Raw genomic sequence first — 26,373 nt, 5'->3', positions numbered from 1 at the left:
ATGCTGAAGCTTTGGAAAGTCAACGCCAAGGCCGGCGACGCGACGGTCAAGTACCCGTTTGCGCCGTTTCCCACCAACAAGGACATGCGCGGCAAGCCCGAGCACAACGCGGAGCTCTGCATCGCCTGCGGTGCCTGCGGCGTGGCGTGCCCGGCCGATGCCATTCGCATGGACACCGACCTTGCGGCCGATACCATCACCTGGTCGATTGACTACGGTCGCTGCATCTTCTGTGGCCGCTGTGAGGAAGCCTGCCCCATGGAGGCCATCAAGCTCACCGAGGAGTTTGAGCTGGCCGTCATGAGCAAGGACGACCTCACCAGCAAGAGCGTCTATACGCTCGAGCACTGCTCGCGTTGCGGTAAGCCGTTTGCCCCGCACAAGGAGATCGACTACGCCAAGCGCCTGCTGCAAAAGGCCGGCGGCATGGAGGCCATCCAGGCCGCCCGTACCGTTGGTATGTGCCAGGAGTGCAAGCGCGAGCTCGACGCCCTGCGCGCCGCCTCGGCCGTCAAGACCGGTAACGCGCGCGGCATGGCTGCCAACGAGACGCTTGTGTCCGGTGAGCCCCAGGGCCCCGGCATGGAGTATCTGGGCGGCCACGGTGTGAATCCGGAGTATGTCGACCGCGAGCTCAACCCCGATGCGCCCGAGATCCCCGCTGGACCTGCACCGGTCGAGGGCGTCATCATGGATTTTGAAACGAAGGAGGAGTAACCATGGCCGAACCCACGCTTTTGCCCGAGCGGCTCCAGTACCGCCCGACCAAGATCGAGCTCGACGAGAGCATCGAGAAGGCCAAGGCGACCCTTCTTAAGAAGATCAAGCGCTCGGTGTACGTCTACCGTGTTGACTGCGGCGGCTGCAACGGCTGCGAGATCGAGATCTTCGGTTCCATCACGCCCGTCTTCGACGTCGAGCGCTTTGGCATCAAGGTCGTGCCCTCGCCCCGTCACGCCGATGTGCTGCTGTACACCGGCGCCGTGACGCGCGCCATGCGCATGCCGGCGCTGCGCGCCTTTGAGGCCGCACCCGATCCCAAGATCGTGGTGTCCTATGGCGCGTGCGGCTGCACCGGCGGCATCTTCTACGACAACTACTGCGTCTGGGGCGGCACGGACAAGATTCTGCCGGTCGATGTCTACATCCCCGGCTGCCCGCCCAGCCCCGCGCAGACCGTCTACGGCTTTGCCATGGCACTTGGCCTGCTGGACCAAAAGCTCCATGCCGAGACCACGGTGGAGGCCGCTGGCGAGCAGGCCGATATCCTGCACCCCGGCGTGCCGTACAAGCTGCGTGTTGCCATCGAGCGCGAAGCTCGCGCCATGAGCGGTTACCGTTATGGCCGCGACCTGGCCAACGAGTTTATGGATACGCTCGAGGGTGCGCCCAAGGGCGATATCCGCGGTGCCATGGCGCTGCTCATCGACAAGCAGGACGATCCGCGCCGCGTCGAGGTGTACTCGGCGCTGCAGGATCTGGTGCTGGCCGGAGGTCGCTAGATGGAACTCACGGACCGCTCTGGTTACTTTGCGGGCCCCGGCATGCTCGGCGGCTCCTTTGGCGATGCCTCGCGCGCAAGCGACGAGGCCGCCGAGGGCGTCGTCGACCCCTCCCTGGGCCATGCGCCCGACCAGGTGGTCTTTTACGAGCTCACGCGTAAGTTTGTGGAGACCGAGGAAGACGTTCCCCAGGAGGCCTGCGACGTGCTGTACTACACGCTCGCCGTGGGCCACCACACCGGCGTGCTCGACTGCTTTGAGCCGCGCCTGTCGGTGCCGGTGAACGTCTTCTGTTCGCTCGTCGACGCGCTGCCGGAGGGGGAGGCCAAGACCAAGTTTGAGGCCATCCGCTCCTTTGGTGAGTGCCAGCTCGACAAGGCGGCGGTGCCGTCGCTGCTCGAGGCCTGCGATGCGCTGCTCGACGAGCGCGGTTTTCGCGGGTCGGCCAAGGCCGGCATCTCGGTGTTCGACGACGACTTTGGCTTGCATGCCCAGCAGGTCGCGTTTCTGATGAAGTTTCGCGATCTGGTGGAGCGCGTGCGCGATGTGTCGGGCGTGTATCTGACGGGGAAGTTGCAGTAATGGGTTGCGTTGTGGATGGACGTGTGAACGGCGCCCCGTTTGCGGGCATCGTGCTCACGGCGGGAAGCGTGCTGCGTGCCGACGATGCCGCCGGCCCCGTGCTCTCCAAAAAGATGGAGGACGCGCCGCTTGCCGGCTGGTATACCATCGATGGCGGTCAGACACCCGAGGACGACATCATCGAGGTCAAGCGCGAGCGTCCGCCGCGTCTGGTCTTGGTCGATGCTGCCGACATGGCGCTGCCCGTCGGGTCCATCCGTTTGCTCGACAAGCGCGATGTGGCCCGCAAGTCGATGTTCACCACGCATTCGCTTCCTTTGTCGATTCTGATCGAAGAGATTGAGCAATCGTGCGATGATATCGTCTTCGTCGGGATTCAGCCGGGCGACACGGAGTTCTACAACCCCATGTCCCCGGAAGTCTTTGACGCCGTCGACGCCGTGTACGACGCCGTGGCCGCCAACGACTTTTCCCACTTTGTCCGCTTGGGGCAAGAGCAGTAGGAGCACTTGTTCCATTTTGTTAGGAAAGAAGTGATTGACATGGCAGATTCCAAGGTGGAGTATCCCGCTCCCGATTGCCTGGCGCCCGCCGCGATCGAGGCCAAGACCGAGGCCGCCGGCGTGACCAAGGCCAACCTGCCGGTCGCTAAGGCCTTTCTGTTGGCAATGTTCGCCGGTGCGTTCATTGCCTTCGGCGGTCTGTTCTTTACGGTGTTTTTGAGCGACAACACGCTGGGCTGGGGTGCCCAGCGCGTCGTGGGCGGCCTGTGCTTTTGCCTGGGCCTGGTGCTGGTACTGGTGTGCGGCGCCGAGCTGTTTACTGGCAATTCGCTTATGGTCTGTGCGCTCAAGAGCAAAAAGATCACCCTGGCTCAGATGCTCAAGGCCTGGGTCGTCGTGTGGGTCGGCAATTTTGTCGGCGCCCTGTTCATCGTCTTTTTGGTGTACATGGCCGGCATTTACAAGCTCAACGGCGAGGCGGTCGCCAATTCCATGGTGAGCGTCGCCGCCGGCAAGGTGACGATCGACTGGGTGACGATCTTCTTCCGCGGCATCCTGTGCAACATCTTTGTGTGCCTGGCCGTGTGGATTGGTACCGCCGGCAAGACCGTGGTCGATAAGGTTGTGGGCATTCTGCTGCCCATCGCCGCCTTTGTGGCCTGCGGTTTTGAGCACTGCGTTGCCAACATGTACTTTTTGCCCATGGGTGCCGTGATGCACGCGTGCGGCTATGGTGCTGACGTCGCCGGCGCCGATGCGCTCAACGCTGCGGGCATTGCGTTTAACCTGTCCGCCGCCACGCTGGGCAACATCGTGGGCGGCGCGGTTCTGGTCGCGCTCGGCTACTGGTTTATCTACGCCAAGAAGTCCGAGGCGTAAGGTGCCGTCTGTTTGACGTTGGGCCTCCCGCGGGGCGTTGCCGTGCGGGAGGTTTTTTTGGCCTGGGACTCGTTGCCGGGCTTTTGGCCTGTTGTGTTTGGCTGATGAAAGGGGTAATCGAGATGGCATCTGCTGTGAAGCGTAACGGTCGCGCCGTGGTGACTACATGCGGGGGATGCTATGCCGATTGCGCCTTTGCGGCACGCGTTGAGGTCGGTCGCGTGGTGGCCGAGCTGCCGGTTGTGGGGCATCCGTGCGCGGCGCGTGCCCTGTGCGCCCGCGGTCGGCATCGCCTGTCGATGCCGTTTGACGAGCGCGATCGCATTGTGCACCCCATGCGCCGACGAGCTGATGGCTCGGGGTTCGATGCGATTTCGTGGGACGAAGCGTTTGCCCAGATTGCCGAGCGTCTTTTGGGGATTGTTGACGAACGTGGCCCCCGTGCGCTGGGCATGACGCTCGGAGTGCCCTCGTTCGACCGCTACTGGGCATATCGCCTTATGCATGCGCTGGGCTCGCCCAACGTGTATGGTGCCGACGGTGCCTGCGAGGTAAGCCGTCTCACCGGCTGGGAGCACAGCCTGGGTTACAGCCCCGCCTCCGACCTGTCGCATACCGATTGCATCATGTATCTGGGGCGTTCCATCGTCGATTCGTCGACGATGGGGGCTGTTGATGCGCTCAACGATGCCCGTCGCCGTGGGGCGAAGATTATCGTGGTCGACCCCCGGCGCAGCGGCTCGGCCGCGCTTGCCGACCGCTGGCTGCGCGTGCGCCCGGGCTGCGACCTGGCCTTGCTGCTGGGCATTGCGCATGTCTTGATTGCCGAGGACCTGTATGACCACGAGTTTGTTGCCCGCTATACCACGGGCTTTGACGAGTTGGCGCAGGCGGCTCGTGCTTGGACGCCCGAGTGGGCCGAGTCGATGTGCGACGTGCCGGCCGCAGAGATTGTCGCCACGGCGCGCGATCTCGCTGTCGCCGCGCCTGCCGCTGTGGTGGATGCGGGCTTTCATGGTGGCATCGGTATCGCGTATGCCAATAGCACCCAGACCGCACGCGCTATCTGCCTGGTGGATGTACTGTTGGGCTGCATCGGACGCGCGGGCGGTGCCCTCAACCCGCCCGCACCGCTTGCGCTGGGCGACTTGGACCCCGCGCGTTTCGCGACGCCGTTAACGCCGCGTGGGCCCAAGCTGGGGTCCGAGCGCTATCCACTGGTCGATCCGGTGCGCGGCCTGTGCACGACCATTGGTCAGTCGATTCTGGCCGGCGATTTGCGCGGGCTCATCGTCTATGCCAGTAACCCCGGTGCGGGCTATGGCAATGCGCAGGCTTGGTTGGGTATTTTGCAACAGCTCGACTTGCTCGTGACGATTGATATTCGCTGGTCCGAGACAGCGCGCGCTTCTGACTTCGTGCTGCCCGATGTGACGTATCTGGAGGCCGACCGCGGCGTGGGAACGGTGATGGGCTTTAACGATGCGCGTGTGTTCTACCGCAACGCCGTGCTGCCCGCGCTGCATGACGACACGCGTCCCGGTCGGGAGATCTTTGCCGGTCTGGCGCAGGCGTGTGGCGCGGGCGAGTACTTCCAGTTTACGTCTGACGATCTGGCGGCTGCCCAGGTGGCGCCTTTTGGGATCAATCTGGACGAGCTCAAGGAGCGCGGCTGGGCCGACACGGGTGTTGCGTTGCCGTCGCGTACGGGCGAGCCGGCGATTCCCTTGGATGGCGGCAAAATTGCGCTGGCAAGCGACGTATGGGAACGAGCCGGTCTGGGTCGTGTGCCCAACTGGATCGCTCCCATGGTGGAGCCTGGCCCGGGGATGTTTCGCCTCATTAGCGGCAACCGTCCCTTTGAGTCGCATACCTCGCGAAGGCTTGCAGCCCAAGGTGCCGCTGAGGCTGGGTCGGACCTGGATGCCGTGCAGATGAATGCCGATGCTGCTGCGCACATGGGCATCGCCGACGGCGAGATCGTCGAACTCGTGAGCGATATGGGCCGCGACCGCGCGCGTGTGGAGACGACGCCGTATCTGCATCCGGCGTGCATCTTCACCTCGGCCGCCCCCGGTGGGCGTTCGTTTGACGCCGATGCCGGTGGCGCTCAAGGCTTGGGCGTGGGCCCGCTCGACCATACGCCGTTGCGTTGGGACCCGTTGACGGGTGCCGCGCTCACCCAGGAAAACGCCGTTCGCGTGGAAAAGATCGCGGCGCGCGGGGATAATGACGAGTAATTGACTCAGCTGATGTATTCGACTGATCCACGTTTCTTTTGAAAGGCCGCACATGAGCGATAGCCAGAACATGTCCGATGAGGTGCGCGCCCGCCTGCGCGCCATTCCTTCCGTCAACGAGCTGCTTGCCGAGTGGCCGGTGGTGAAGGCTGCGGGGGAGACCTGCGACGCGGTGGTGCATGCCGCCGTGACGGCTGAGCTCGACGAGGAGCGCGCCGCGATTCGTGCCGGTGCCGCCCCGCGTTCCAAGCGCGAGCTGGCCTCGGCCATCGAGTGGCGTGCGCATCGCTCCGCACTGCCGAGCCTGCGCCCCGCCGTCAACGCCACGGGTGTGGTCATCCATACCAATCTGGGCCGCGCCCCACTTGCGGAGTCGGCGGCAAAGGTCGTGGCCGAGGTTGCGCGCGGGTATAGCACGCTCGAGTACAGCGTCGACACCTGTTCGCGCGGGTCGCGCAAGGAGCACGCCGCGCAACTGATCCGCTCGCTCACCGGTGCCGAGGACGCGCTGGTCGTTAATAACAACGCCGCCGCTGTGCTGCTGGTGCTGGCGACCCATGCCGCAGGCAGGGAGGTCATCGTCAGCCGCGGCGAGCTTGTCGAGATCGGCGGCAGCTTCCGTATCCCCGATGTTATGGAGGCCTCGGGTGCCAAACTCGTCGAGGTCGGCGCCACCAACCGCACGCATTTGGGCGACTACGAGCGCGCCATCACGTCCGATACGGCGATGATCCTTAAGGTCCATCCTTCCAACTATCGCATCGAGGGTTTTCACGAGGAGGTGGGTTCTCGGGAGCTTGCGGCGCTTGCTCACAAGCATGGCCTGCTGTTCTACGAGGACCAGGGCTCGGGCGCGCTGTTGCCCGACGACATCTTGGTGCGCGGCGGCGAAGAAACCACGCCGGCTTCGGTTTCGGCGGGGCTCGATCTGGTGTCGTGCTCGGGCGATAAGCTGCTCGGTGCCGCACAGGCGGGCATTATCATGGGTCGTCGCGATCTGGTCCAGGCCTGTGGGTCGCATCCGCTTATGCGCGCCCTGCGCCCGGGCAAGTTGGCACTCACGGCGCTCGAGGCCACGCTGCGCATCTACATGGACGGCGACGACGTGGCCCATCGTGATATTCCGGTGCTCAGCATGCTTACGCTGCCGCAGGCCCATTTGGAACGACGTGCCCGCAAGCTGCGCGATCGTATGGTCTCCGGGCTCGATAAGGCCGGTTGCCCGTGCGCCGTTCAGGTGGAGATCGTCGAGGAATCGTCGACGCCCGGTGGCGGCTCGCTGCCTACCGTGGAGCTGCCCACGATGTGCGTTGCCGTGCGTCTTGTTGACGAGCGCCTGACGGTCGATGCGCTCAAGCGCTCTCTTGTCCAGGACTTCGACACGCCGGTCGTCACGCGAACCTCGCACGATCGCATTTTGTTTGACGTCCGTACGCTCGTGGGCGATCGCGATATCGAGACGGCGGCATCGACGCTCGTCGCGTGCGTTGAGAAGGCGATTGTTCGATGAGTGAGGTTCAAGCGCTGGTGGAGTGCTCCGTTATCGTTGGCACGGCGGGTCACGTCGACCACGGTAAGTCGGCACTGATTGAGGCGCTGACCGGCAAGAATCCCGATCGCCTGGAGGTCGAGCGTCGCAGGGGCATGACGGTGGAGCTGGGCTTTGGCGAGCTGGCGCTGCCGAGTGGCAAGATCGTTGGCCTGGTCGACGTGCCAGGCCATGCGCATTACTTGCGCGCCATGGTGCAGGGCGCCACGGGTATCGACGTGGCCGTGCTGGTGGTTTCGGCCGTGGAGGGCGTGATGCCGCAGACCCGCGAGCACGTGCATGTGCTGGAGCTGCTGGGCGTCACGCACATGGTGGTCGCGCTGACGATGTGCGACCTGGCCGATAGCGAAATGATTGAGCTGGCCGAGCTCGACGTGGACGATTTTCTTTCGGATACCGTGTTTGCCGACGCGCCGATCGTGCCCGTGTCGTCCAAGACCGGCGCGGGAATCGATGACCTGCTGGCTGCGCTCGACGAGCAGGTTGCCGCTTGCTGGGATGCCTGCCGTGCCCGTGCCGAGGCCACCGATGCCGCGCCGCGTCTGCCCATCGACCGCTGCTTTACGATCAAGGGCGCAGGTACCGTGGTGACGGGAACGTTGCACGATGCGCCGGTTGCGGTGGGCGACGAGCTGATGGCTTTGCCGTCGCGTACGGTCTGTCGCGTGCGCGGGATTCAGGTGCATGGCGATACGCAGCGGGCGTTGCCCGGCCAGCGTGTGGCGCTCAACTTGGTGGGCGATGCTGTCGCCGCGCTCGATCGCGGTGAGATGCTCGGCGTGCCGGGCCGCTTTGGCCAGTCGATGCGCTTTATGATGACGTTTACGTATTTGGGCCGCGAGGGCGCCAAGCCGCGCGTGCTCGAGTCGGGCGCGCGCGTGCATGTGATGGCGGGTACGGCCGAGGTTGTCGGTCGCATCATGCTTTTGGAGGGCGAGGCCCCCATGGCGGTGGGCGAGACCCGTACCGTACAGGTGCGCTTGGAGGAGCCGCTGCCGCTGCGAGCCGGAGACCATGCCGTGGTGCTGTCCTATTCGCCCGTGATGCTTATTGGCGGCGGGCGCGTGCTGCTTTCGCGCTGCCGTCGCTCGCGCGAGCTTTCTGCCGGCGAGCGCGCACTGTTTGCGGCGCTCGAGTCCGGCGATATCGCGGGCGGTGTGGGCGCTTGGCTGGCGCTGCAGATGCTGCCGGTTATGGCGGTTGATGTTGCCGTGGCTTTGGATCTTGGTGTCGGCGAGGTCGATGCCGCACTGCGCGGGTTGGTGGCGCAGGGCTCCGTTCGCAAGCTTGCCGCGGGCGATGCGGACCTCTTGGCGGACGCCGCGGTGCTCGACGGCGCGATGGATGCCCTGGCGGCGACCCTGTCAGCCATGCATGCGGCGGCTCCCAAGGAGACGGGCTTTACGCCCGGCGCCGTTGCCCATGCTGCGTGGCCTGCCGCTGATGATACGGTTGCCGCAGCCCTGATTTCCGAGGGCTGCTCGCGCGGCGTGTGCGCCGCCGAGGGCGCCGAGGTATTCGATCCGCATTCGGCCGCCGCGGCGGCACGCGTGGTGCGAGAGGCTTGCGAGCGCATCGTTTCCTTGCTGGACGAAGCTGGCCTCGATGCGCCGATGTTGCCCGAGGTGGGCGAGCAGTTGCAGCTCGATCGCGACACCATGACGCGTGCCCTGCGCGAGCTTTCGCTCAACCGTTCCATCGTGAAGGTCGAGCGCGACGTTGCCCTGTCCGCTGCCGCCGAGGCCCATGCGCGCGAGCTCGTTGCCGCCGCTATCGCCGATGCCGGTGGCGCTGCCACCACGAGTGTGTTGCGCGAAGCCCTGGGTGTGTCGCGCAAGCGTGCCATCAGCATCTTGGAGCACCTGGATGCCGTGCGCTTTACGGTGCTCGACAAGGAAGCCGGCGGCCTGCGCTCCCTGCGCTAGGTTGGCTGCTCGGTTTGGTAAAATACCGGCGCACTTGGGAACGGATGGGCTCCGGTGGGCTCCGCGGTCCTCAAAACCGTTGCGAGGCGTGCAAAACGTCTTGGATGTGTTCGATTCACATACGTTCCCGCCATACACTACCAGCGCTTTTGTGCTCGCGGTCTTGCTGCGTGCCGCAAAGGCGCTGTTTTGTTTTTGCACGAGCTTTTTGTAGCGCCGCTATTTCGGCGGCTGTATTTAGCTTCGTGCACCGGGTTTCGAGCATGCCGATGGAGGTGTTTTGCCGTATGACTACCGTAAGACGTGCCGATCTTTCTTGTGTCGTCCAGGCGGGCGGGCTGTCCTCGCGCATGGGCTGCGATAAGGCACGCATGGCGTTTTGCGGCGAGCCGCTCATCGAGCGCGTGCTGGGTCGGCTGGCGCCAGTTGCCGGCGAGTTGGTCGTGACGACTTCGCGTCCCAGCGAACTTGCCTACCTTGAGGAGCACATGTTTGGCGGCCTGGTGCCGCGTGTGGTGGCGGATCTTGAAGGGTCGGCGGGCGCCATGCGCGGCATCGCGAGCTCGTTGGCTGCGGCTCGGCTGCCTCTCGTGGCGATCGTTGCCTGCGATATGCCGTTTGTCTCGCCGGAACTCATCGGCGCGCTTGCCGATCGTGTTGAGGCCGAGGCGCTTGACGTGTGCGTGCCGCGCGAGGAGCGGGGAATTGAGCCGCTTTGCGCCGTCTGGCGCCGTGACGCGTGCGCGCCGGTTGCCCAAGAGCTGCTCGCCTGCGACCGCCAGCGCATTCGCTGCCTGATCAATCGCGTTCAGGCCGGTTATATGGATGAGTCGCAGATCGTTAAGGCCGCGGGCTCCACGCTCTGCTTCGAAAACGTCAATACACCCGAAGAGTTTGCGGCAGCCGAGCTGCTTGCCTAGACGATTGGAGTTGCCATGTCTCACGATATTTGTCCCGACACGGGAGAACCTTGCACTTGCGACGGGTCCGAACCCTGTACCTGCGGCTGCGGAGGCTGCGGGCATACCGCGGAAGAGGAAGCGACCGCCGCGGCGTATCGTGAGGCACACCGCGAAGGCCCGTCCGGTGATGCCCTCGACCACGAACGCAAGATCATCGTATCGTTCGACAGCACGTTCGATGTGATGGAATGCGAGCAGCTGTGCCTTGCCGCCGGTGTTCCCGGGCGCATCATGCCGCTGCCCGGCTCCATCACCGCCGGCTGCGGACTGTGCTGGGCCATGCCGTTCTCGGGCGATGCCCTCGCCGCCTTCCGCGCCGCCACCGAAGGCCGCATAACTCCCGCCGACTACCATCAGCTCGTCCTTTAACCACCAACACCACCACATTGGGGACAGGCCCCTTTGCGGTGGTTTCGAAACGCGCGAGAAACAGCTTCGAAACACGCAATTTGTACGTCAGCTGTTCAAAAACGCTTCTACCTGCATCGTAATCAAAACGAAACATCCGCCCGCGGTCTTATTCGTAACTTTGCCGCAACAGTGCGATATTATCCATACTCGATAAAGCTCGGGGCGCATGGGGCGCCTCGAACGACACTTTTCTTTTCCATCAATTGGAGGAAGCATGAGCTACACGCAGAAAGTTCTCGACGAGCTCAAGGCCCGCTATCCCGAGCAGCCTGAGTTCATCCAGGCCGCGACCGAGATCCTCGGCACCATCCAGCCGGCGCTCGACGCCCATCCCGAGTACGAGGAGGCCGCCCTGCTTGAGCGCCTCGTCGAGCCCGAGCGCATCGTTATGTTCCGTGTCCCCTGGGTCGATGACCAGGGCAAGGTCCAGGTCAACCGCGGCTATCGTGTCGAGTTCAACTCTGCCATTGGACCCTACAAGGGCGGTCTGCGCTTTAACCCGACGGTCACCCTGGGTATGCTCAAGTTCCTGGGCTTGGAGCAGATCCTCAAGAACAGCCTGACCACCCTTCCCATGGGCGGCGGCAAGGGCGGCTCCGACTTTGACCCCAAGGGCAAGTCCAACAACGAGATCATGCACTTCTGCCAGTCCTTCATGACCGAGCTCTATCGCCATATTGGCCCCAATACCGACGTTCCCGCCGGCGACCTGGGCGTTGGCGGCCGCGAGGTTGCCTACATGTTCGGTCAGTACAAGCGCCTGACCAACGAGTGGACCGGCGTCCTTACCGGCAAGGGCCTCTCCTTTGGCGGCTCGCTCGCCCGTACCGAGGCCACCGGCTACGGTCTGGTCTACTTTGTGGACGAGTACCTCAAGAGCCGCGGCGAGTCCTTCGAGGGCAAGAACGTCGTCGTTCACGGCTCCGGTAACGTCGCCATCTACGCGGTCCAGAAGGTCGCCCAGCTCGGCGGCAAGGTGCTGGCCTGCTCCGACACCCACGGCTGGGTCGAGGACCCCGACGGCATCGACTACACCGTGCTCGAGCATGTCTATAACAAGAAGCGCTCTGGCCACGACAAGGGCGTCACGCTCGCTATGTACGTCGACGAGAAGCCCAATGCCACGTGGCACGAGGGCGACGGCCGTGGCGTGTGGCAGCTTCCCTGCGACATCGCGCTGCCCTGCGCTCGCGAGAACACGCTGCTGCTCGAGGACGCCCAGGCGCTCGTCGCCAACGGCTGCAAGGTGGTCGGCGAGGGCGCGAACATGCCCACGACCATCGAGGCCACGACCTACTTCCAGGAGAACGGCGTCGCCTTTATGCCCGGCAAGGCTGCCAACGCCGGTGGCGTGCTCGTGTCCGGCCTGGAGATGAGCCAGAACGCCGAGCACCTGTCCTGGACCTTCGAGGAGGTCGACGGCAAGCTCGAGCAGCTCATGCGCGGCATGTTCCACAACGTGGACGACACCGCCAAGGAGTACGGCGAGGAGGGCAACTTCGTCATGGGCGCCAACATCGCCGGCTTCCTGAAGGTCGCCGACGCCATGCTCGCCCAGGGCGTCTGCTAAATTGTCGCTCGACATAGCATCGCAGAAGGCTCCCAGTCATCTTGGCTGGGAGCCTTTTTTGATCCGCATGCGACGGAGGAAAACGGTTCATTTTGTCCCGACACGAGCTGTGCCCCCTCGTTTGGTACACTTAAAGGTACTGGACAAGTGGAGAGATGGGGGAGAACGTGCTCAAGTTCGGTACCTACGTCCGTGTTGGAAACGCGGCCGAAGCCTATGAGCTCTTGCAGAAGAACCGCAACAACAAGATTGTGGGCGGCGGCATCTGGATGCGCCTGGGTTCGCGTCGTGTGGCGACGGCGATTGACCTTTCGGCCTGCGGACTCGATCATATCGAGGAGACCGAGACCGAGTTTCGCATCGGTGCCATGTGCACCCTGCGCCAGCTCGAGCGTCATGCCGGGCTCAACGCGCTTGTCAATAATGTCTTTGAGTTCGCCGTCCACGACATCGTGGGCGTGCAGCTGCGCAACACCGCCACGGTGGGCGGCAGCATCTACGGCCGCTTTGGCTTCTCGGACGTTCTCTCCGCCTTTCTCGCGCTCGATTCCTATGTTGAGCTGACGGGCGCCGGTCGCGTGCCGCTCGCGGAGTTCGTGGATATGGGCTATGTGCGCGACGTGATCGAGCACGTCGTGGTCGTCAAGCATGATTACCGCGCGAGCTACGAGGCCGTGCGCAAGGCCGCGACCGACTTCCCCTCGCTGAACGTCACCGCCGCCTGGTGGGACAACACCTGGCACGTCACCGTGGGCGCCCGCCCGCTGCGCGCGACTCTGCTGCAGGGCGAGGCGTGCGGCCTGGTGAACGAGCATCCTTCCGAGGACGAGCTTCGCGCCCTGGCCGCATCCGTGCGCTCGCTGAGCTACGGCACCAACCTGTGGGGCTCGGCCGACTACCGCCGCCGCATCTCGGCCCCGCTGGCGATTCAGGCTGTGCGTCGCGCCGCCGGCATCGAGCTTTCGGCCGCGCTTGCCCGCGAGCTCGAGACCGTGCAGATCCCTAAGTTTGCCACGGACGAGTATTCCTGCCGCCGCGTGCCCGGCGTCGATTCTAGCGAGGTGCGCTAATGGCTGCCAAACTCATCGATCTTTCCTTTACGCTCAACGGCCGCAAGGTCAAGGTTCAGATTGCCCCCGACACCATGCTCTTTTCGCTTTTGCGTGAGCAGGGTTGCGCGTCGGTGCGCTGCGCCTGCGAAACCACCAACTGCGGTCTGTGCACGGTGTGGCTCGACGGCGACCCGGTGCTGAGCTGCTCGGTTCCCGCCGCGCGCGTCGAGGGCCGCTCCGTCACCACGCTCGAGGGCCTCAAGGCCGAGTCCGAGGCGCTTGCCCGCGCTATGGCCGCCGAAGGCGCCGAGCAGTGCGGTTTTTGCGCCCCCGGCCTCATCATGAACGTGCTGGCGCTCGCCCGCGCCGCCAAGGAGGACCCGAGCCTCGTCGCCACGCGCGAGGAGCTCTCGCGCCAGCTGGCCGGCAACCTCTGCCGCTGCAGCGGCTACGAGAGCCAGCTGCGCGCCATCGTCCGCTTCCTCAACGAGTCCGGCGTGCAGGTGGGCTTTGAGATGCCCGAGCTGCCGGTCAACGACACCAGCTGCGACGGCGTCGCGTACAAGCAGATCACCCATAAGCAGCCCAAGAAGGACTCGAAGGCGCTGCTCGAGGGTCGTCCCGTCTACACGGGCGATATGGTGCCCGCCGGCGCTCTGATCGTCAAGCTAAAGCGCAGCCCGTACGCCCGCGCCAAGATCCGCTCCATCGATACGTCGCGCGCCCTGAAAGTGCCCGGCGTCGTGGGCGTCTACACCTATGAGGACGTGCCCAAGCGCCGCTTTACCATCGCCGGCCAGAGCTATCCGCAGCCGAGTCCCTATGACCGCTTGATCCTCGAGAATCTCGTCCGTTACCAAAACGAAGAGGTGGCAATCGTCGCCGCCGAGACCGAGGAGGCTGCCGACAAGGCGCTCAAGCTCATCAAGGTAGACTATGAGGTGCTCGAGCCGCTGCTCGACTTTACCAAGGCACTCGATAACGACATCCTGGTCCACCCCGAGGGCGACGTGACCTTTATGTTCCCACAGGGCGGGGATGTCTCGCGCAACCTGGTGTGCAGCGGTACCAGCGATTATGGCGACCTGGACGAGGCCTTCGCCCAGAGCGACATCGTCTTTGAGCGCACCTACACCAGCCAGGCCACGCAGACCGCGCCCATGGAGACCTTCCGCGCCTTCGCGACGACCGACGCGTTTGGGCGCATCTCCGTGACCACCTCGACGCAGGTGCCCTTCCACGTGCGCCGCATGGTCGCGCAGTCGCTCGACATTCCGCAGTCGCAGGTGCAGGTCATTAAGCCGCGCATCGGCGGCGGCTTTGGCTCCAAGCAGACGGGCTGCTGCGAGATCTTCGTGGCGTTCGTCACCCAGCAGACTGGCCGTCCGAGCTACTGCTGCTACACCCGCGAGGAGACCATCACCGCGGGCAACTCGCGCCACCAGATGCAGATGACCGTCAAGTTGGGCGCCATGAACGACGGCACCATCACGGCCATCGACCTGCACACGCTGTCCAACGCCGGAGCGTACGGCGAGCACGCCACCACGACGATCGGCCTTTCGGGCCACAAGAGCCTGCCGATTTACAACCATGTGAAGGCGAGCCGCTTTAGCTGGGACGCCGTCTACACCAACACCAACCGCGGCGGCGCGTATCGCGGCTACGGTGCCACCCAGGGCCAGTTTGCCGTGGAGAGCGCCGTCAACGAGCTCGCCGACATGCTGCACATGGACCCCGCCGACCTGCGCCTTAAGAACATCGTGCGCGAGGGCGAGATCATGCCGCAGTACTACAACGAGAAGCTCAACGCCTGCGCGCTCGACCGCTGCCTGCTGCGCGCGATGGACATGATCGGCTGGCGCGACAAGCCGCTGGCCGTTGACCTGGGCGACCGTGTGCGTGCTCTGGGCTGTGCGCTCACCATGCAGGGCTCGGGCATTTCCAACGTGGATATCGCCGGCATCGACATGCGCCTGGAAGAGGACGGCTTCATTACCATCGGCACCGGCGCCACCGATAACGGCATGGGCGTCGACACGATCTTGGCGCAGATTGCCGCCGAGGAGCTGGGCGTGGAGAGCTCGCTGATCGTGGTGCGCGGCGTGGACACCGACGTGTCGCCGTTCGACGCCGGCTCGTACGCGAGCTCGGGTACGTACGTGACGGGCCTTGCCGCTAAGAACGCCGCGACCGAGCTGCGCGAGAAGATTTGCGCCAAGGCCGCCCAGATGTGGGACGTGGACGCCGCCGACGTGGTCTTCGATGGTCAGTACGTGCGCCTGTCCGACGAGCGTGCCGCGCGCGAGCAGAACCGCTACCTCACGCTGCGCGACTTTGCCAACCTGTGCGTCAAGAACATCGCGGGCGGCGACGCGCTCACCTCGCACGCCTCTGCCTGCCTGCCCGTTTCGCCTCCGCCGTTTATGGCCGGCATTGCCGAGGTCGAGGTCGACAAAGCCACCGGCAAGGTGACTGTGGTGGACTATGCGGCGGCCGTCGACTGCGGCACCGTGATCAACGAGGCGCTCGCGCGCGTTCAGGCCGAGGGCGGCATTGCCCAGGGTATCGGTCACGCACTTTACGAGATTGTCGAGCACGATGACCGCGGCCGTCTGCGCACCGGCAACTTTATGAGCTACAAGCTGCCCACGCGCCTGGATATCGGCAGCATCCGCGTGGCCTTTGAGCCGAGCTACGAGCCGACGGGCCCGTTTGGCGCCAAGTCGATCGGCGAGGTCGTCATCAACACGCCGCTCGCCGCCGTGGCATCGGCCGTGGCACACGCCACCGGCCATCAGGTACGCTCGCTGCCCATCACGCCCGAGAAGGCCCTGTTGGGGGAGTAGCGGGTCGGCGAACAAGTCGTAATTGGCGGGGTGGGGCAACTCGCCCCGCCTTTCGTACTCGTGGTGAGGTCGTGAGCCTGTAAAACGTGTGCGTGCGCTTGCCGTTCGTATCTGCTATCATTCCTAGTCTGTGCGCTCATGCGGGCGTGGCGGAATTGGTAGACGCGCCAGATTTAGGTTCTGGTGGGATTCCCGTGAAGGTTCGAGTCCTTTCGCCCGCACCAACGCATCTGCGTCGGCTTCGGCCGTCGCGACTCTTTGTTGCATAAAGGTACCAGCACCTCAGATAAGCTGGGCAGTATGAGGAGGAACGTGTTGAACATCACCGCTTCTGACGTCAAGGACGCCAAGCTCACCGCTACGGTCACCATCCCGGCCGCCGACGTCGACGCCGCGATCAAGAAGGCCTACAAGGACACCGCCAAGAAGTACCGCTTCCCGGGCTTCCGCGCCGGTAAGGCTCCCCGTCCGGTCATCGACTCTGCTCTTGGCGCCGAGGCTACCCTCGCTCAGGCCACCAACGACCTGATCGCTGCCAACGAGCCCGTCGTCCTCAACGAGCTGGACATCGTCCCCACCAAGAACGGTGACTACAAGGAGCTCGACCTCGCCAAGGATCACGAGGACTACACCTACACCGTCGAGTTCTCCCTGCGTCCCGCCGCTGAGCTCTCCTCCTTCGACGCTGTCGAGATCGAGATGCCCCCTGCGGAGGTCACCGAGTCCGAGATCAACAACCAGGTCGAGATGCTTCTCAACTACCGTGCCACCTTCGAGGACGTCGAGGGTCGCGCCGTCGAGGCCGAGGACTACGTTACCGTCGACCTCAAGGCCGTCGAGAACGCCGACAACTTTGCCGCCGAGGGCCGTATGCTCATCGCCGGTAGCGACAGCAACCCCGCCGAGTTCAACGAGGCTCTGATCGGCGCCAACGTTGACGACGTCAAGTCCGTCACCTGGACCGACGAGGCCGAGGAGGGCGAGGAGGCCGAGACCCACACCGTCGAGGTCACCGTCAAGGGCATCAAGGTCCGCAACACCCCCGAGCTCACCGACGAGCTCGTCAAGTCCGACTTTGGCTTTGACAGCATCGACGCTATGCGCGACGCCATCAAGATCGAGATCGAGCAGGACAAGGCTTCCCGCCTCCCGGCCGAGAAGGAGAACCGTTGCGTCTCCGCTCTCGCCGAGCGCCTGCAGCTCGACGAGATGGATGCCGACTACGAGCAGTCCGTCTTTGAGGAGCTTGGCCAGAACTTCCTGTCCAACCTCGCTGCCCGCGGCATGACGCTGGACACCTGGCTGCCCGCTTCCGGCCTGACCATGGAGCAGTTCATCGGCGACCTGCACAAGCAGGCCAACGACGTTGCCCGTGAGTCCCTGGCGCTCGACGCCCTCGCCCGTGAGCTCAAGATTGAGGTCACCGAGGACGACATCAACGCCGAGTTCGAGAAGGCCGGCGTCAAGGACGTCGAGGCTTCCAAGGCCGAGTTCATCGCCGATGGCCGCATGCCTGCCGTCCGTGAGTCTATCCGTCGCTCCAAGGCCGTCGACCACCTGGTCGAGAACGCCAAGGTGACCGAGGTCGACGAGACCGCCAAGGACGCCGAGTAATTCTCGCCACCTTGCCCGCGAGCGCATGTATGTGCCCGTGATGGGGTAAAGTTATAAGCCGGTTATCCGGTTGCTTCGTACGGTGCCAGCCAATGCATAGCATGCGGGCACCGTACGTTTGTCTAGAACCACTATTGGTCCGTAAGAGAAATGGAGATGCGTATGATCGCTAAGTTCGATTCCGCCCTCGTGCCATACGTTATCGAGCAGACGCCGCGCGGCGAGCGCAGCTACGATATCTATTCGCGCCTGCTCAACGACCGCATCATCTTCTTGGGCGAGGAGATTAACTCCGTCAGCGCCAACCTGGTCGTTGCCCAGCTGCTGCATCTTGAGAGCCAGGATGCCGAGAAGGATATCTCGCTCTACATCAATTCGCCCGGTGGCGAGGTTTACTCTGGCCTGGCGATTCTTGACACCATGAACTTCATCAAGCCGCAGGTCTCCACCATCTGCGTCGGTATGGCCGCGTCTATGGCTGCCGTGCTGCTTTCGGCCGGCGCCAAGGGCAAGCGCTTCTGCCTGCCGCACTCCAAGGTCATGATTCACCAGCCCAGCGGCGGTGCCCAGGGCCAGCAGACCGAGATTGAGATCGTGGCCGAGGAGATCAAGAAGACCCGCCGCGAGCTCAACCAGATCCTGTCCGACGCCTCGGGCCAGCCCATCGAGAAGGTCCAGGCCGATACCGAGCGCGACAACTACCTGACCGCTGCCGAGGCCCTCGACTACGGCCTGATCGACCGTATCGTCACCTCGCGCGATTTAGCCGCGAAGGACGCCTAGGATGGCAGGAAACATGCAGGACAACTTTGACGAGAACGGCAACCCCATCCGCTGCTCCTTCTGCGGAAAAGAGCAGGGCCAGGTCCGTCGCCTCGTAAAGGGCCCGACCAACATCTTTATCTGTGACGAGTGCGTCGCCGCCTGCTCCGAGATTCTGGAGGAGTCGCTGGCTTCGGACTTTATGGACGCTGCCCGCAACGGCAAGCTGCCGGGCTTCCTCAACGACCACGGCCAGGCTGCATCCCAGCCCGCCGCGGACCCCGAGACCGAGGGTTTTGAGCTCGAGGACGATCGCCAGGTCATCACGCACGTGCCGACGCCGCACGAGATCTATGACGAGCTTTCGGCCTATGTTATGGGTCAGGAGGACGCCAAGCGCGCCATGTCGGTGGCCGTGTACAACCACTATCGCCGCGTGATCGAGGGTGGCGCCGCGGTGTCTGCCTTTGACGGCGGCATGGGCTCGCAGTTCGACGACGATATGGACGAGGTGGAGCTCGCCAAGTCCAACATCCTGCTGCTCGGTCCCACCGGTACCGGCAAGACCCTGTTGGCCCAGACGCTCGCGCGCATCCTCGAGGTGCCGTTTGCCATCGCCGATGCCACCGCGCTTACCGAGGCAGGCTACGTTGGCGAGGACGTGGAGAACATCCTGCTCAAGCTTATCAATGCTGCCGATGGCGACATTGAGCGCGCTCAGGTTGGCATTATCTACGTGGACGAGATCGACAAGATCGCCCGCAAGGCCGAGAACCTCTCCATCACCCGCGATGTCTCGGGCGAGGGCGTTCAGCAGGCACTGCTTAAGATTCTTGAGGGCACGGTGGCCAGCGTTCCGCCCACCGGCGGCCGCAAGCACCCCCAGCAGGAGCTGCTGCAGATCGACACGACGAACATCCTGTTCATCTGCGGCGGTGCCTTTGTGGGTCTGGATAAGATCATTGCCGATCGAGTGGGCAACAAGGGCGTGGGCTTTAACTCCGAGATCGCCGGCCCCACCTCGGTCGACGAGAACGACCTGCTGCGCCAGGTGCTCCCGCAGGATCTCAACGCCTTTGGTATGATCCCCGAGTTTGTGGGACGCACGCCCGTCGTCACCCAGACGCAGGCGCTCGACGAGGACGACCTGGTGTCGATCCTGACCGAGCCCAAGAACGCCGTGGTGCGCCAGTACCGCAAGATGTTCCAGCTCGAGGATGTCGATCTTGAGTTTGAGGACGCGGCCCTGCACGAGATCGCCCGCATGGCGCTCGCCCGCAAGACCGGCGCCCGCGGCCTGCGCGCCATCTGCGAGGACGTGCTGCAGCAGACGATGTTCGACCTCCCCAGCGAGGAGGGCGTCGCCAAGGTCATCGTGACCGAAGCCTCCGTAAAGGGCACCGAACAGCCCCAGCGCATCTACGGGTAAACGAGCCAAATACGCGCTTCTAAATAGCCTCCGACCATTCGCGGTCGGAGGCTATTTTATATATACGCAATAACCCCAACTACCTGTGTTATTCTGTGTGTTTGTTTAAGCCTCAGCGAAGTCATATCAGACTGAAGTAATCGATACCTAAGGGGAGGAATGTAGGCCCGATTTTCGTAGATTCCGCACGAGCCGAAGACCACTTAATGTGGTCTTCGAGCGAGCCCAGGACTTGACCGAGCGAAAATCGGGCCTACATTCCTCCCCGATGGGCAAGGGAGAGATATATGGAAGAAATGCCCAAGAACTACGATCCGTCGACCAACGAGCCGGCGATCCTGCAGAAGTGGCTCGACGGCGGCTACTACAAGCGCCGCGAGGGCGTGGGCGACTGCACCGTCACCATTCCGCCTCCCAACGTGACCGGCAAGCTCCACATGGGTCACGCTACCGACGACTCCATCCAGGACGCCATCATCCGTATGGCCCGCATGCGCGGCAAGTCCACGCGCTGGGTGCTGGGCACCGATCACGCCGGTATCGCCACGCAGACCAAGGTCGACAAGAAGCTCAAGAGCGAGGGCATCAGCCGCCTGGAGATTGGCCGCGATAAGTTTGTCGACGCCTGCTGGGACTGGACCCACGAGTACGGCGGCATCATCGTCGAGCAGATCAAGCGCATGGGCTGCTCCGTCGACTTCGACAACGAGCGCTTCACCATGGACGAGGATTACGCCCAGGCCGTGCGTAAGGTCTTCTGCGACTGGTACCACGACGGCCTGATCTACCGTGGCAAGCGTATCGTCAACTGGTGCCCCAACTGCACCACCGCCATCTCGGACGACGAGGCCGAGTATAAGGACGAGAAGGGCCACCTGTGGCACCTGCGCTACCCGCTGACCGAGCCGGTCAACGGCCAGGACTACATCGTCGTCGCCACCACGCGCCCCGAGACCATGCTCGGCGACACGGGCGTAGCCGTCTCCCCGAAGGACCCCGAGAAGGCCGCCTTTGTGGGTAAGACCGTCAAGCTCCCCATCGTCGGCCGCGAGATCCCCATCTTTGAGGATTGGCACGTCGACGCCAACTTTGGCTCCGGCTTCGTCAAGGTCACCCCGGCCCACGACCCCAACGATTACGTCATGGGTCAGGCCCACGACCTGCCGCAGATCAATATCTTCGACGAGCACGCGGTGGTCGTCGAGGGCTACGGCGAGTTCACCGGCATGAACCGCGACGAGTGCCGCGAGGCCGTCATCAAGTGGTTCGACGAGCACGGCCTGCTCGACCACGTCGACGAGCACGACCACTCCGTCATGCACTGCTACCGTTGCGACTCCGCCCTGGAGCCGTGGCTGTCTGAACAGTGGTTTGTGGCCGTCGACAAGCTCAAGGGGCCGGCGCTGGACGCCGTCAACTCCGGCAAGGTCACCTTCCATCCCGCGCGCTGGACGCAGACCTACACCACCTGGATGGAGAACCTCAAGGACTGGTGCATTAGCCGCCAGCTGTGGTGGGGTCACCGCATTCCCGTGTTCTACTGCGAGGACTGCGGCTGGGAGGACGCCCTTACCGAGGACACCGACGTGTGCCCCAAGTGCGGCGGCCATCACGTCCATCAGGACGAGAACGTGCTGGACACCTGGTTCAGCTCGCAGCTGTGGACCTTCGCCACGCAGGGCTGGCCGCAAAAGCCGGAGCTGCTCGAGGGCCATCACCCCACGACGGCGCTCGTCACCGCTCGCGACATCATCGCGCTGTGGGTCGCCCGCATGGTCATGAGCTCGCTGTACTTCTTGGACGAGGTGCCGTTTAAGGACGTCGTCATCTACCCGACGATCCTGGCCAAGGACGGCAGCCGCATGTCCAAGTCCAAGGGCAACGGCGTTGACCCCATGGACCTCATTGGCATGTATGGCGCCGACGCCATGCGCTACAACCTGCTGACGCTGTGCACCAACAACCAGGATGTCAAGTTTGACGCGAACATCGACAAGAAGACTAAGCAGCTCATCGACAGCCCGCGCACCGAGCAGGCCAAGTCGTTTGTGACCAAGATCTGGAACGCCAGCCGCTTCCTGCTTATGAACATGGAGGGCTACACGCCCGGCGAGCCCGTCGTGGAGACGCCGGCAGACGCCTGGATGTTCAGCCGTCTGGCAAAGGCCGTGAAGATGGTTACCGAGGGTATCGAGAACTACACCTTTGGCGATATGGCTCGCGGCGTGCAGCAGTTCTTCTGGAACGAGGTCTGCGACTGGTACGTCGAGGTCACCAAGGCCCGCCTGAAGGGCGAGGGCCGTCTGCAGGCTCAGCGCAACCTGATCTTTGTGCTTGATACCTCCATTCGCCTGATGCACCCGCTCATGCCGTTTGTTACCGAGGAGATCTGGGACAACATGCCGGCGAGCGTGCTCGACCTGGACGCCGAGGATAACGCGAACCGCGCCGAGGCGCTCATGATCGCCAAGTGGCCGGAGCCTGCCGACTACGCCAAGTATGTTGACGAGGACGCCGAGCGCGCGTTTGAGCTGTGCCGCACCGTTGTGTCCGCCGCCCGCGCCACGCGTTCGCGTTATCGCTTGAGCCCCAAGGCCGAGCTCGACGTGGTCGTGCGCGCCGGCGCCGAGGACATCGAGAAGCTCGAGAGCCTGCGCTCGACCATCGAGCCGCTGGCGAACACCGCCTCTCTGGTCATGGGTACCGACGTTGAGAAGCCGGCAGCGAGCATCGCCGTGGTCGACAGCGGCGTCGAGGTCTTTGTGGTGCTCGAGGGCAAGGTTGACCTTTCGGCTGAGAAGGCACGCCTGGAGAAGGAGATCGCCGCGGCCCAGAAGGAGCTCGCCGGCTGCGAGAAGACCCTTGCCAACGAGGGCTTTGTGGCCAAGGCCGCGCCCGCGGTGGTCCAGAAGAAGAGGGACCGTGCAGCTGAGCTCAAGGAGATTCTGGCGGCGCTGACTGCTCAGGTTGCTGACTTCTCGTAAGGTTTACTCTGGGGCGCGTCCCGACGCTTTGCTCGCTACTGCGGACACCTATTCCGCCGTTCTAACGAACGGCGGCTGACTCGACGCTGCAAACGCCTCTGATGGCCAATCTGCCGTTCAACTTCGGGCGCATGGGCATAAGCCCTATGCGCCCTTGTTTCACGGCATCTTGGCTCATCAGAGGCGTTTTCGCTGACTATCCTCAACCTATACTGTTTTATTTTTCTATGAATGGCGGTTCTAAAAATGCCTAAGCGTTCCGGCTTGTATACCGTTCCTTTTGAGTTTGATTTGCTTTCGTTTAATGAGGCTGTGGGGCTTGCTGCCGACACGGGGCGGATTTCTGGGGATGCTGGTCCTTTGCTTGAGACGGTTGTCGATATGCTTGATGAGCTGGGGCGTCCGGACGAGTATTTTGATTGCATTCAGGTTGCCGGTACCAATGGCAAGACTTCGACCACGCGTTTTTCGGCTGCCATCTTGCGTGGTGAGGGGCTTAAGACGGCGCTGTATACGTCGCCGCAGCTTGTGCGCTATCCCGAGCGCATGGAGGTCGATGGGCGCGTCGTGAGCGATGATGCCTTTGCCCGTGGTGTTTCTGCCGCTGTTGAGGCGGGACATCGCGTGAATTCCCGTCGTGTGGCGGCGGGGGAGCGCGCCTATTCCATCACGCCGTTTGACCTGCTGACGGCTGCCGCACTTGTCGTGTTTGCCGAGGCTGCGGTTGATGTTGCTGTGCTCGAGGTCGGCATGGGCGGACGCTGGGACGCCACGAGTGCGACCGATCCCGTCGCCGTTGCCATTACGGGCATTGGACTCGACCACACACGCATTTTGGGCGATACGCTCGAGGCCATTGCGGGGGAGAAGGCTGCGGTTATTAAGCCTGGACGCCTGGTTGTTTTGGGCGAGGGCACGCACGAGGCGAGCGTTCAGCGCGTGATGGATGTCCGTTGCCGTGAGTGCGGTGTGGTGCCGCTGGTGGTGAGCCATGCCACGACCAAGGTGCCGGCGCATGTGGGCGATACGGTGGAGTTTAGCTGCACCACGCCGCGTGCGATCTATACGTCGAGCATGGTCAAGCCGGCGTATCAGCCGCAGAATGCCGCGTGCGCGATTATGCTGTGCGAGGGGTATCTGGGCCGCGAGCTTGACCACGATGCGCTGGATGCATCGCTTATGGGTTGCCCCACGCCGGGTCGCTTTGATGTGCTGGGAACCGATCCGCTCAAGCTGATTGACGCCTGCCATAACCCCCAGAGCTGCGAGAACTTTGTGAGCGCGCTGGACGAGATCGATCCGTGCGTGGAGAACCGCCCCACGCTGCTGTGTGCCGCGCTGGCCGACAAGGACGTGGCGGGTATCGTCGACGTGCTGATTCCAGCTTTTCCGCGCGTGGTCGTGACACAGACCGATTCCGACCGCGCCCTGCCGGCAGAGGAGCTTGCCGCCCTAGTGGACGCCGATAAGCTCGCGGGCGTGTACGCGAGCGTGCCCGAGGCCCTCGCTGCCCTCGATGCCGCGGGCGAGTCCTTCGTAGCAGCCGGCACCATCACCCTAGCCGGCGAAGTAGCCGGCCTGCTCCGCTAACCCATCCCCTCATCAGTTGCGGTGAAATACGGACTGTTTTACAAGCCAGAAGCCTCAAACAGTCCGTATATCACCGCAACTCAAAAGCAGCTAATTTGGGACGGGGCTATTTTGACTACCCTGCGCCTCGAGTTGACTTGCTCGCCACGAAATGGGCCTATTTACTACGTTTGACCGGTAACCCTCGACCATACCGAGAATTGCGAAATCAAAACCGCAGGTAAAGGGCTTGCCATTTTTAAAAAAAGACCCGCATGGTCGACCCATGCGGGTTAAACGTAGTAGATGGCCCGTTTTCGTGGCACTGCGTTAACGGGATGTGCCAAAGGGACTGTCCCTTTGGCACATTGGCTAGTCTAGGCGGACCGGATCGTGGGGGTAGGCGTTGAGAATCTCGACGCCGGACTCGGTAACTAGGGCCAAGTCCTCGATGCGGACGCCGGTGCGACCGGGGAGGTAGATGCCCGGTTCAATGGAGAACGTCATGCCTGGCTCTACGACCTGCTCGTTGACCAGCGAGACATCGCCCGGCTCGTGGTCCTGTAGACCGATCGAGTGACCCAGGCGATGCGTGAAGTATTCGCCGTAGCCCGCGTCTTCAATCACATCGCGTGCGGCGCGGTCCAGGTCGCACATGCGCACGCCCGGTGCGATGAGCGCTTCGGCGGCCTCGTTGGCGCGGCGCACGATGTCGTAGATGCGTGCCGTCTCCTCGTCCGGCTCGCCCCAAAAGAACGTGCGCGTCATGTCCGAGCAATAGTTGCAGCGGCGTCCGCCAATGTCGAACAGCACCACGTCGCCGCGCTTGAGCACGGTGTCGTCGGGTTCGTGATGCGGGTCGCCGGCGTTGGCGCCAAAGCTCACGATGGGCGGAAAGCTAAAGCCCTCGCAGCCGTGCTTGCGATACAGGCTGAGCATCTGGTCGGCAATCTCGCGTTCCGTCACGCCCTCGTGGACAAGCTTAATAGCATCGGCCATTACAGCGTCGTTAGCGGTCGAGGACGCACGCATGAGCTCCTGCTCGGTGGCATCCTTGTGGGTGCGTGCGGCGGTGACGGCAAAGTCACCCAGGAAAAACTCGCTTGCGGCGTGGCGCTCCATGAGCGGCATCAAAAAGCCGGAGCGCATGACGGTGTCGATGCCGAGCGGTTTGGTCGGATCGACCTCGCGAGCGATGGCGTCGGCCACGACATCGGTATCGGTGTGATAGGCGACGCGGGCATTGTCGTACTCGGGCAGTTGATGCAGTGCGTTGACCAGGATCACCGGCTCGGCATCGCGCACGAGCAGCACGCCGCAAAAACGCTCGAACATATCGGCATAAAAGCCGGTCAGGTAATAGATCGACCATGGGTCGTTTACGAGCAGCTGTGCGCCGGGGTGCTGAGCCTCGAGCGCATCGAGCACGCGCGCCACGCGCTGGTCATCGACATGTGCCATGAAACATCCTTTCGCTAGGCTGCCACCATGGTATCCCAAGCCCGGCACATAGGGACGTTCCTTTTATGCCGGCACCTGGGGACACTCCTTGCAAAAGCAGCTAAAAGAGCCCGTCCCAAATTAGCTGCTTAGGCTGGATCGATGTTCATGCTGGCGACTAGGTCAATGTTGGTGCCGAGAAGATCTTCCAGCACGACGTCGCCCATGCGGATGGGGGCGTTGACGACTAGACCTCGGATGAGGGCCATGGCTTGGGCGTGGAGTGCCAGCGGGATGGCTTCGGCCGTGCGCACGGGGAGCAGGGCTTCGTCGCCGCCGGAGACGGCCACGGTCGTCGTGAGCACGCGCATGGGGCAGGTGAGCTCCTGATGCGCGAACTTATCGCCACGCGGACAGCTGTTGCCGGTTACGGAGCGCACCTCTACCACGGCGCCGTCTGCGCTGCGCTCGACCTCCACGGTCAGGAGGCACTCGGATGGGCAGGTGGTGCAGTTGAACTGCAGCGTTTCAATCGCGTTTGTGCTCATGAC

The 26,373-nt window shown here is 63.5% G+C and carries 20 protein-coding genes and 2 tRNA genes; 20 read left to right on the top strand and 2 right to left on the bottom strand.

Annotated features, from left to right (window positions below; all coding sequences use genetic code 11):
- From DW943_RS02990 to DW943_RS02900, 20 genes are all read left to right on the top strand, one after another.
- Positions 1–717, top strand: a complete 717-nt coding sequence (locus DW943_RS02990) for a formate hydrogenlyase complex iron-sulfur subunit (protein WP_117862143.1) — start codon at positions 1–3, stop codon at positions 715–717.
- A 2-nt stretch (positions 718–719) separates the two neighbouring features.
- Positions 720–1,502: an NADH-quinone oxidoreductase subunit B family protein gene (locus DW943_RS02985; protein ID WP_006234107.1), complete on the top strand. Its 783-nt coding sequence runs from the start codon at positions 720–722 to the stop codon at positions 1,500–1,502.
- Positions 1,503–2,084 carry a formate hydrogenlyase maturation HycH family protein gene (locus DW943_RS02980; protein ID WP_117862142.1) on the top strand — a complete coding sequence of 194 codons (582 nt, stop codon included), beginning with the start codon at positions 1,503–1,505 and terminating at the stop codon, positions 2,082–2,084.
- Complete coding sequence (gene hycI, locus DW943_RS02975; RefSeq protein ID WP_117862141.1) at positions 2,084–2,587, top strand: hydrogenase maturation peptidase HycI; 504 nt, start codon at positions 2,084–2,086, stop codon at positions 2,585–2,587. Before DW943_RS02980 ends, hycI begins: the two co-directional genes overlap by 1 nt.
- 39 nt (positions 2,588–2,626) lie before the next feature.
- Positions 2,627–3,466 carry a formate/nitrite transporter family protein gene (locus DW943_RS02970; protein WP_117862140.1) on the top strand — a complete coding sequence of 280 codons (840 nt, stop codon included), beginning with the start codon at positions 2,627–2,629 and terminating at the stop codon, positions 3,464–3,466.
- A gap of 122 nt (positions 3,467–3,588) precedes the next feature.
- The gene (locus DW943_RS02965; RefSeq protein WP_158566075.1) at positions 3,589–5,706 is read left to right on the top strand and encodes a molybdopterin-dependent oxidoreductase; all 2,118 of its coding nucleotides are present in this window, start codon (positions 3,589–3,591) and stop codon (positions 5,704–5,706) included.
- Positions 5,707–5,758: 52 nt separating this feature from the next.
- A complete protein-coding gene (gene selA / locus DW943_RS02960) occupies positions 5,759–7,216 on the top strand; it encodes an L-seryl-tRNA(Sec) selenium transferase (protein ID WP_199572751.1) in 1,458 nt (485 codons plus the stop codon).
- A complete protein-coding gene (gene selB / locus DW943_RS02955) occupies positions 7,213–9,180 on the top strand; it encodes a selenocysteine-specific translation elongation factor (RefSeq protein ID WP_117862138.1) in 1,968 nt (655 codons plus the stop codon). The genes selA and selB overlap by 4 nt, the downstream gene beginning before the upstream one ends.
- 36 nt (positions 9,181–9,216) lie before the next feature.
- Positions 9,217–9,313: transfer RNA gene (locus DW943_RS10440), tRNA-Sec, on the top strand.
- Positions 9,314–9,467: 154 nt separating this feature from the next.
- On the top strand, positions 9,468–10,100 hold the full coding sequence (locus DW943_RS02950; RefSeq protein WP_158566073.1) for a molybdenum cofactor guanylyltransferase: 633 nt from the start codon (positions 9,468–9,470) through the stop codon (positions 10,098–10,100).
- Positions 10,101–10,115: 15 nt separating this feature from the next.
- A complete protein-coding gene (locus DW943_RS02945; protein WP_117862136.1) occupies positions 10,116–10,511 on the top strand; it encodes a DUF3343 domain-containing protein in 396 nt (131 codons plus the stop codon).
- 256 nt (positions 10,512–10,767) lie between these two features.
- Positions 10,768–12,123 carry an NADP-specific glutamate dehydrogenase gene (gene gdhA, locus DW943_RS02940; RefSeq protein WP_117842548.1) on the top strand — a complete coding sequence of 452 codons (1,356 nt, stop codon included), beginning with the start codon at positions 10,768–10,770 and terminating at the stop codon, positions 12,121–12,123.
- A gap of 167 nt (positions 12,124–12,290) precedes the next feature.
- Positions 12,291–13,193, top strand: a complete 903-nt coding sequence (locus DW943_RS02935) for a xanthine dehydrogenase family protein subunit M (RefSeq protein WP_199572749.1) — start codon at positions 12,291–12,293, stop codon at positions 13,191–13,193.
- Entirely contained in the window at positions 13,193–16,024 is a 2,832-nt protein-coding gene (locus tag DW943_RS02930; RefSeq protein ID WP_117862134.1) for a molybdopterin cofactor-binding domain-containing protein, read from the top strand. The genes DW943_RS02935 and DW943_RS02930 overlap by 1 nt, the downstream gene beginning before the upstream one ends.
- A gap of 140 nt (positions 16,025–16,164) precedes the next feature.
- A tRNA-Leu gene (locus DW943_RS02925) sits at positions 16,165–16,248 on the top strand.
- An 88-nt stretch (positions 16,249–16,336) separates the two neighbouring features.
- Complete coding sequence (gene tig / locus DW943_RS02920; protein WP_233543585.1) at positions 16,337–17,638, top strand: trigger factor; 1,302 nt, start codon at positions 16,337–16,339, stop codon at positions 17,636–17,638.
- A gap of 162 nt (positions 17,639–17,800) precedes the next feature.
- A complete protein-coding gene (locus tag DW943_RS02915; RefSeq protein WP_022095182.1) occupies positions 17,801–18,421 on the top strand; it encodes an ATP-dependent Clp protease proteolytic subunit in 621 nt (206 codons plus the stop codon).
- Position 18,422: 1 nt separating this feature from the next.
- Positions 18,423–19,829 (top strand): ATP-dependent Clp protease ATP-binding subunit ClpX, encoded by a 1,407-nt coding sequence (gene clpX / locus DW943_RS02910; protein ID WP_117862132.1) that lies wholly within the window; start codon positions 18,423–18,425, stop codon positions 19,827–19,829.
- Positions 19,830–20,116: 287 nt separating this feature from the next.
- Positions 20,117–22,813, top strand: coding sequence for a valine--tRNA ligase (locus DW943_RS02905; protein WP_117862131.1), 2,697 nt, complete (start codon positions 20,117–20,119; stop codon positions 22,811–22,813).
- Positions 22,814–23,059: 246 nt separating this feature from the next.
- A complete protein-coding gene (locus DW943_RS02900; RefSeq protein WP_117862130.1) occupies positions 23,060–24,403 on the top strand; it encodes a folylpolyglutamate synthase/dihydrofolate synthase family protein in 1,344 nt (447 codons plus the stop codon).
- A gap of 351 nt (positions 24,404–24,754) precedes the next feature.
- Here the strand turns inward: DW943_RS02900 and DW943_RS02895 are convergent, their stop codons facing one another.
- Entirely contained in the window at positions 24,755–25,843 is a 1,089-nt protein-coding gene (locus tag DW943_RS02895; protein WP_117862129.1) for a Xaa-Pro peptidase family protein, read from the bottom strand.
- A gap of 128 nt (positions 25,844–25,971) precedes the next feature.
- Positions 25,972–26,370, bottom strand: coding sequence for a DUF1667 domain-containing protein (locus tag DW943_RS02890; protein ID WP_117862128.1), 399 nt, complete (start codon positions 26,368–26,370; stop codon positions 25,972–25,974).
- Positions 26,371–26,373: the final 3 nt, after the last annotated feature.

The organism is Collinsella sp. AM44-11, assembly GCF_003467145.1.
Lineage (GTDB): Bacteria > Actinomycetota > Coriobacteriia > Coriobacteriales > Coriobacteriaceae > Collinsella.
Note: the sequence above shows the minus strand (reverse complement) of the source record. Positions and strands in the feature narration are given on the sequence as shown.

Coding starts and splice junctions, on each gene's coding strand:
- DW943_RS02990 (WP_117862143.1), top strand. CDS start 1: ATGCTGAAGCTTTGGAAAGTCAACGCCAAGGCCGGCGACGCGACGGTC.
- DW943_RS02985 (WP_006234107.1), top strand. CDS start 720: ATGGCCGAACCCACGCTTTTGCCCGAGCGGCTCCAGTACCGCCCGACC.
- DW943_RS02980 (WP_117862142.1), top strand. CDS start 1,503: ATGGAACTCACGGACCGCTCTGGTTACTTTGCGGGCCCCGGCATGCTC.
- hycI (WP_117862141.1), top strand. CDS start 2,084: ATGGGTTGCGTTGTGGATGGACGTGTGAACGGCGCCCCGTTTGCGGGC.
- DW943_RS02970 (WP_117862140.1), top strand. CDS start 2,627: ATGGCAGATTCCAAGGTGGAGTATCCCGCTCCCGATTGCCTGGCGCCC.
- DW943_RS02965 (WP_158566075.1), top strand. CDS start 3,589: ATGGCATCTGCTGTGAAGCGTAACGGTCGCGCCGTGGTGACTACATGC.
- selA (WP_199572751.1), top strand. CDS start 5,759: ATGAGCGATAGCCAGAACATGTCCGATGAGGTGCGCGCCCGCCTGCGC.
- selB (WP_117862138.1), top strand. CDS start 7,213: ATGAGTGAGGTTCAAGCGCTGGTGGAGTGCTCCGTTATCGTTGGCACG.
- DW943_RS02950 (WP_158566073.1), top strand. CDS start 9,468: ATGACTACCGTAAGACGTGCCGATCTTTCTTGTGTCGTCCAGGCGGGC.
- DW943_RS02945 (WP_117862136.1), top strand. CDS start 10,116: ATGTCTCACGATATTTGTCCCGACACGGGAGAACCTTGCACTTGCGAC.
- gdhA (WP_117842548.1), top strand. CDS start 10,768: ATGAGCTACACGCAGAAAGTTCTCGACGAGCTCAAGGCCCGCTATCCC.
- DW943_RS02930 (WP_117862134.1), top strand. CDS start 13,193: ATGGCTGCCAAACTCATCGATCTTTCCTTTACGCTCAACGGCCGCAAG.
- DW943_RS02915 (WP_022095182.1), top strand. CDS start 17,801: ATGATCGCTAAGTTCGATTCCGCCCTCGTGCCATACGTTATCGAGCAG.
- clpX (WP_117862132.1), top strand. CDS start 18,423: ATGGCAGGAAACATGCAGGACAACTTTGACGAGAACGGCAACCCCATC.
- DW943_RS02905 (WP_117862131.1), top strand. CDS start 20,117: ATGGAAGAAATGCCCAAGAACTACGATCCGTCGACCAACGAGCCGGCG.
- DW943_RS02900 (WP_117862130.1), top strand. CDS start 23,060: ATGCCTAAGCGTTCCGGCTTGTATACCGTTCCTTTTGAGTTTGATTTG.
- DW943_RS02895 (WP_117862129.1), bottom strand. CDS start 25,843: ATGGCACATGTCGATGACCAGCGCGTGGCGCGCGTGCTCGATGCGCTC.
- DW943_RS02890 (WP_117862128.1), bottom strand. CDS start 26,370: ATGAGCACAAACGCGATTGAAACGCTGCAGTTCAACTGCACCACCTGC.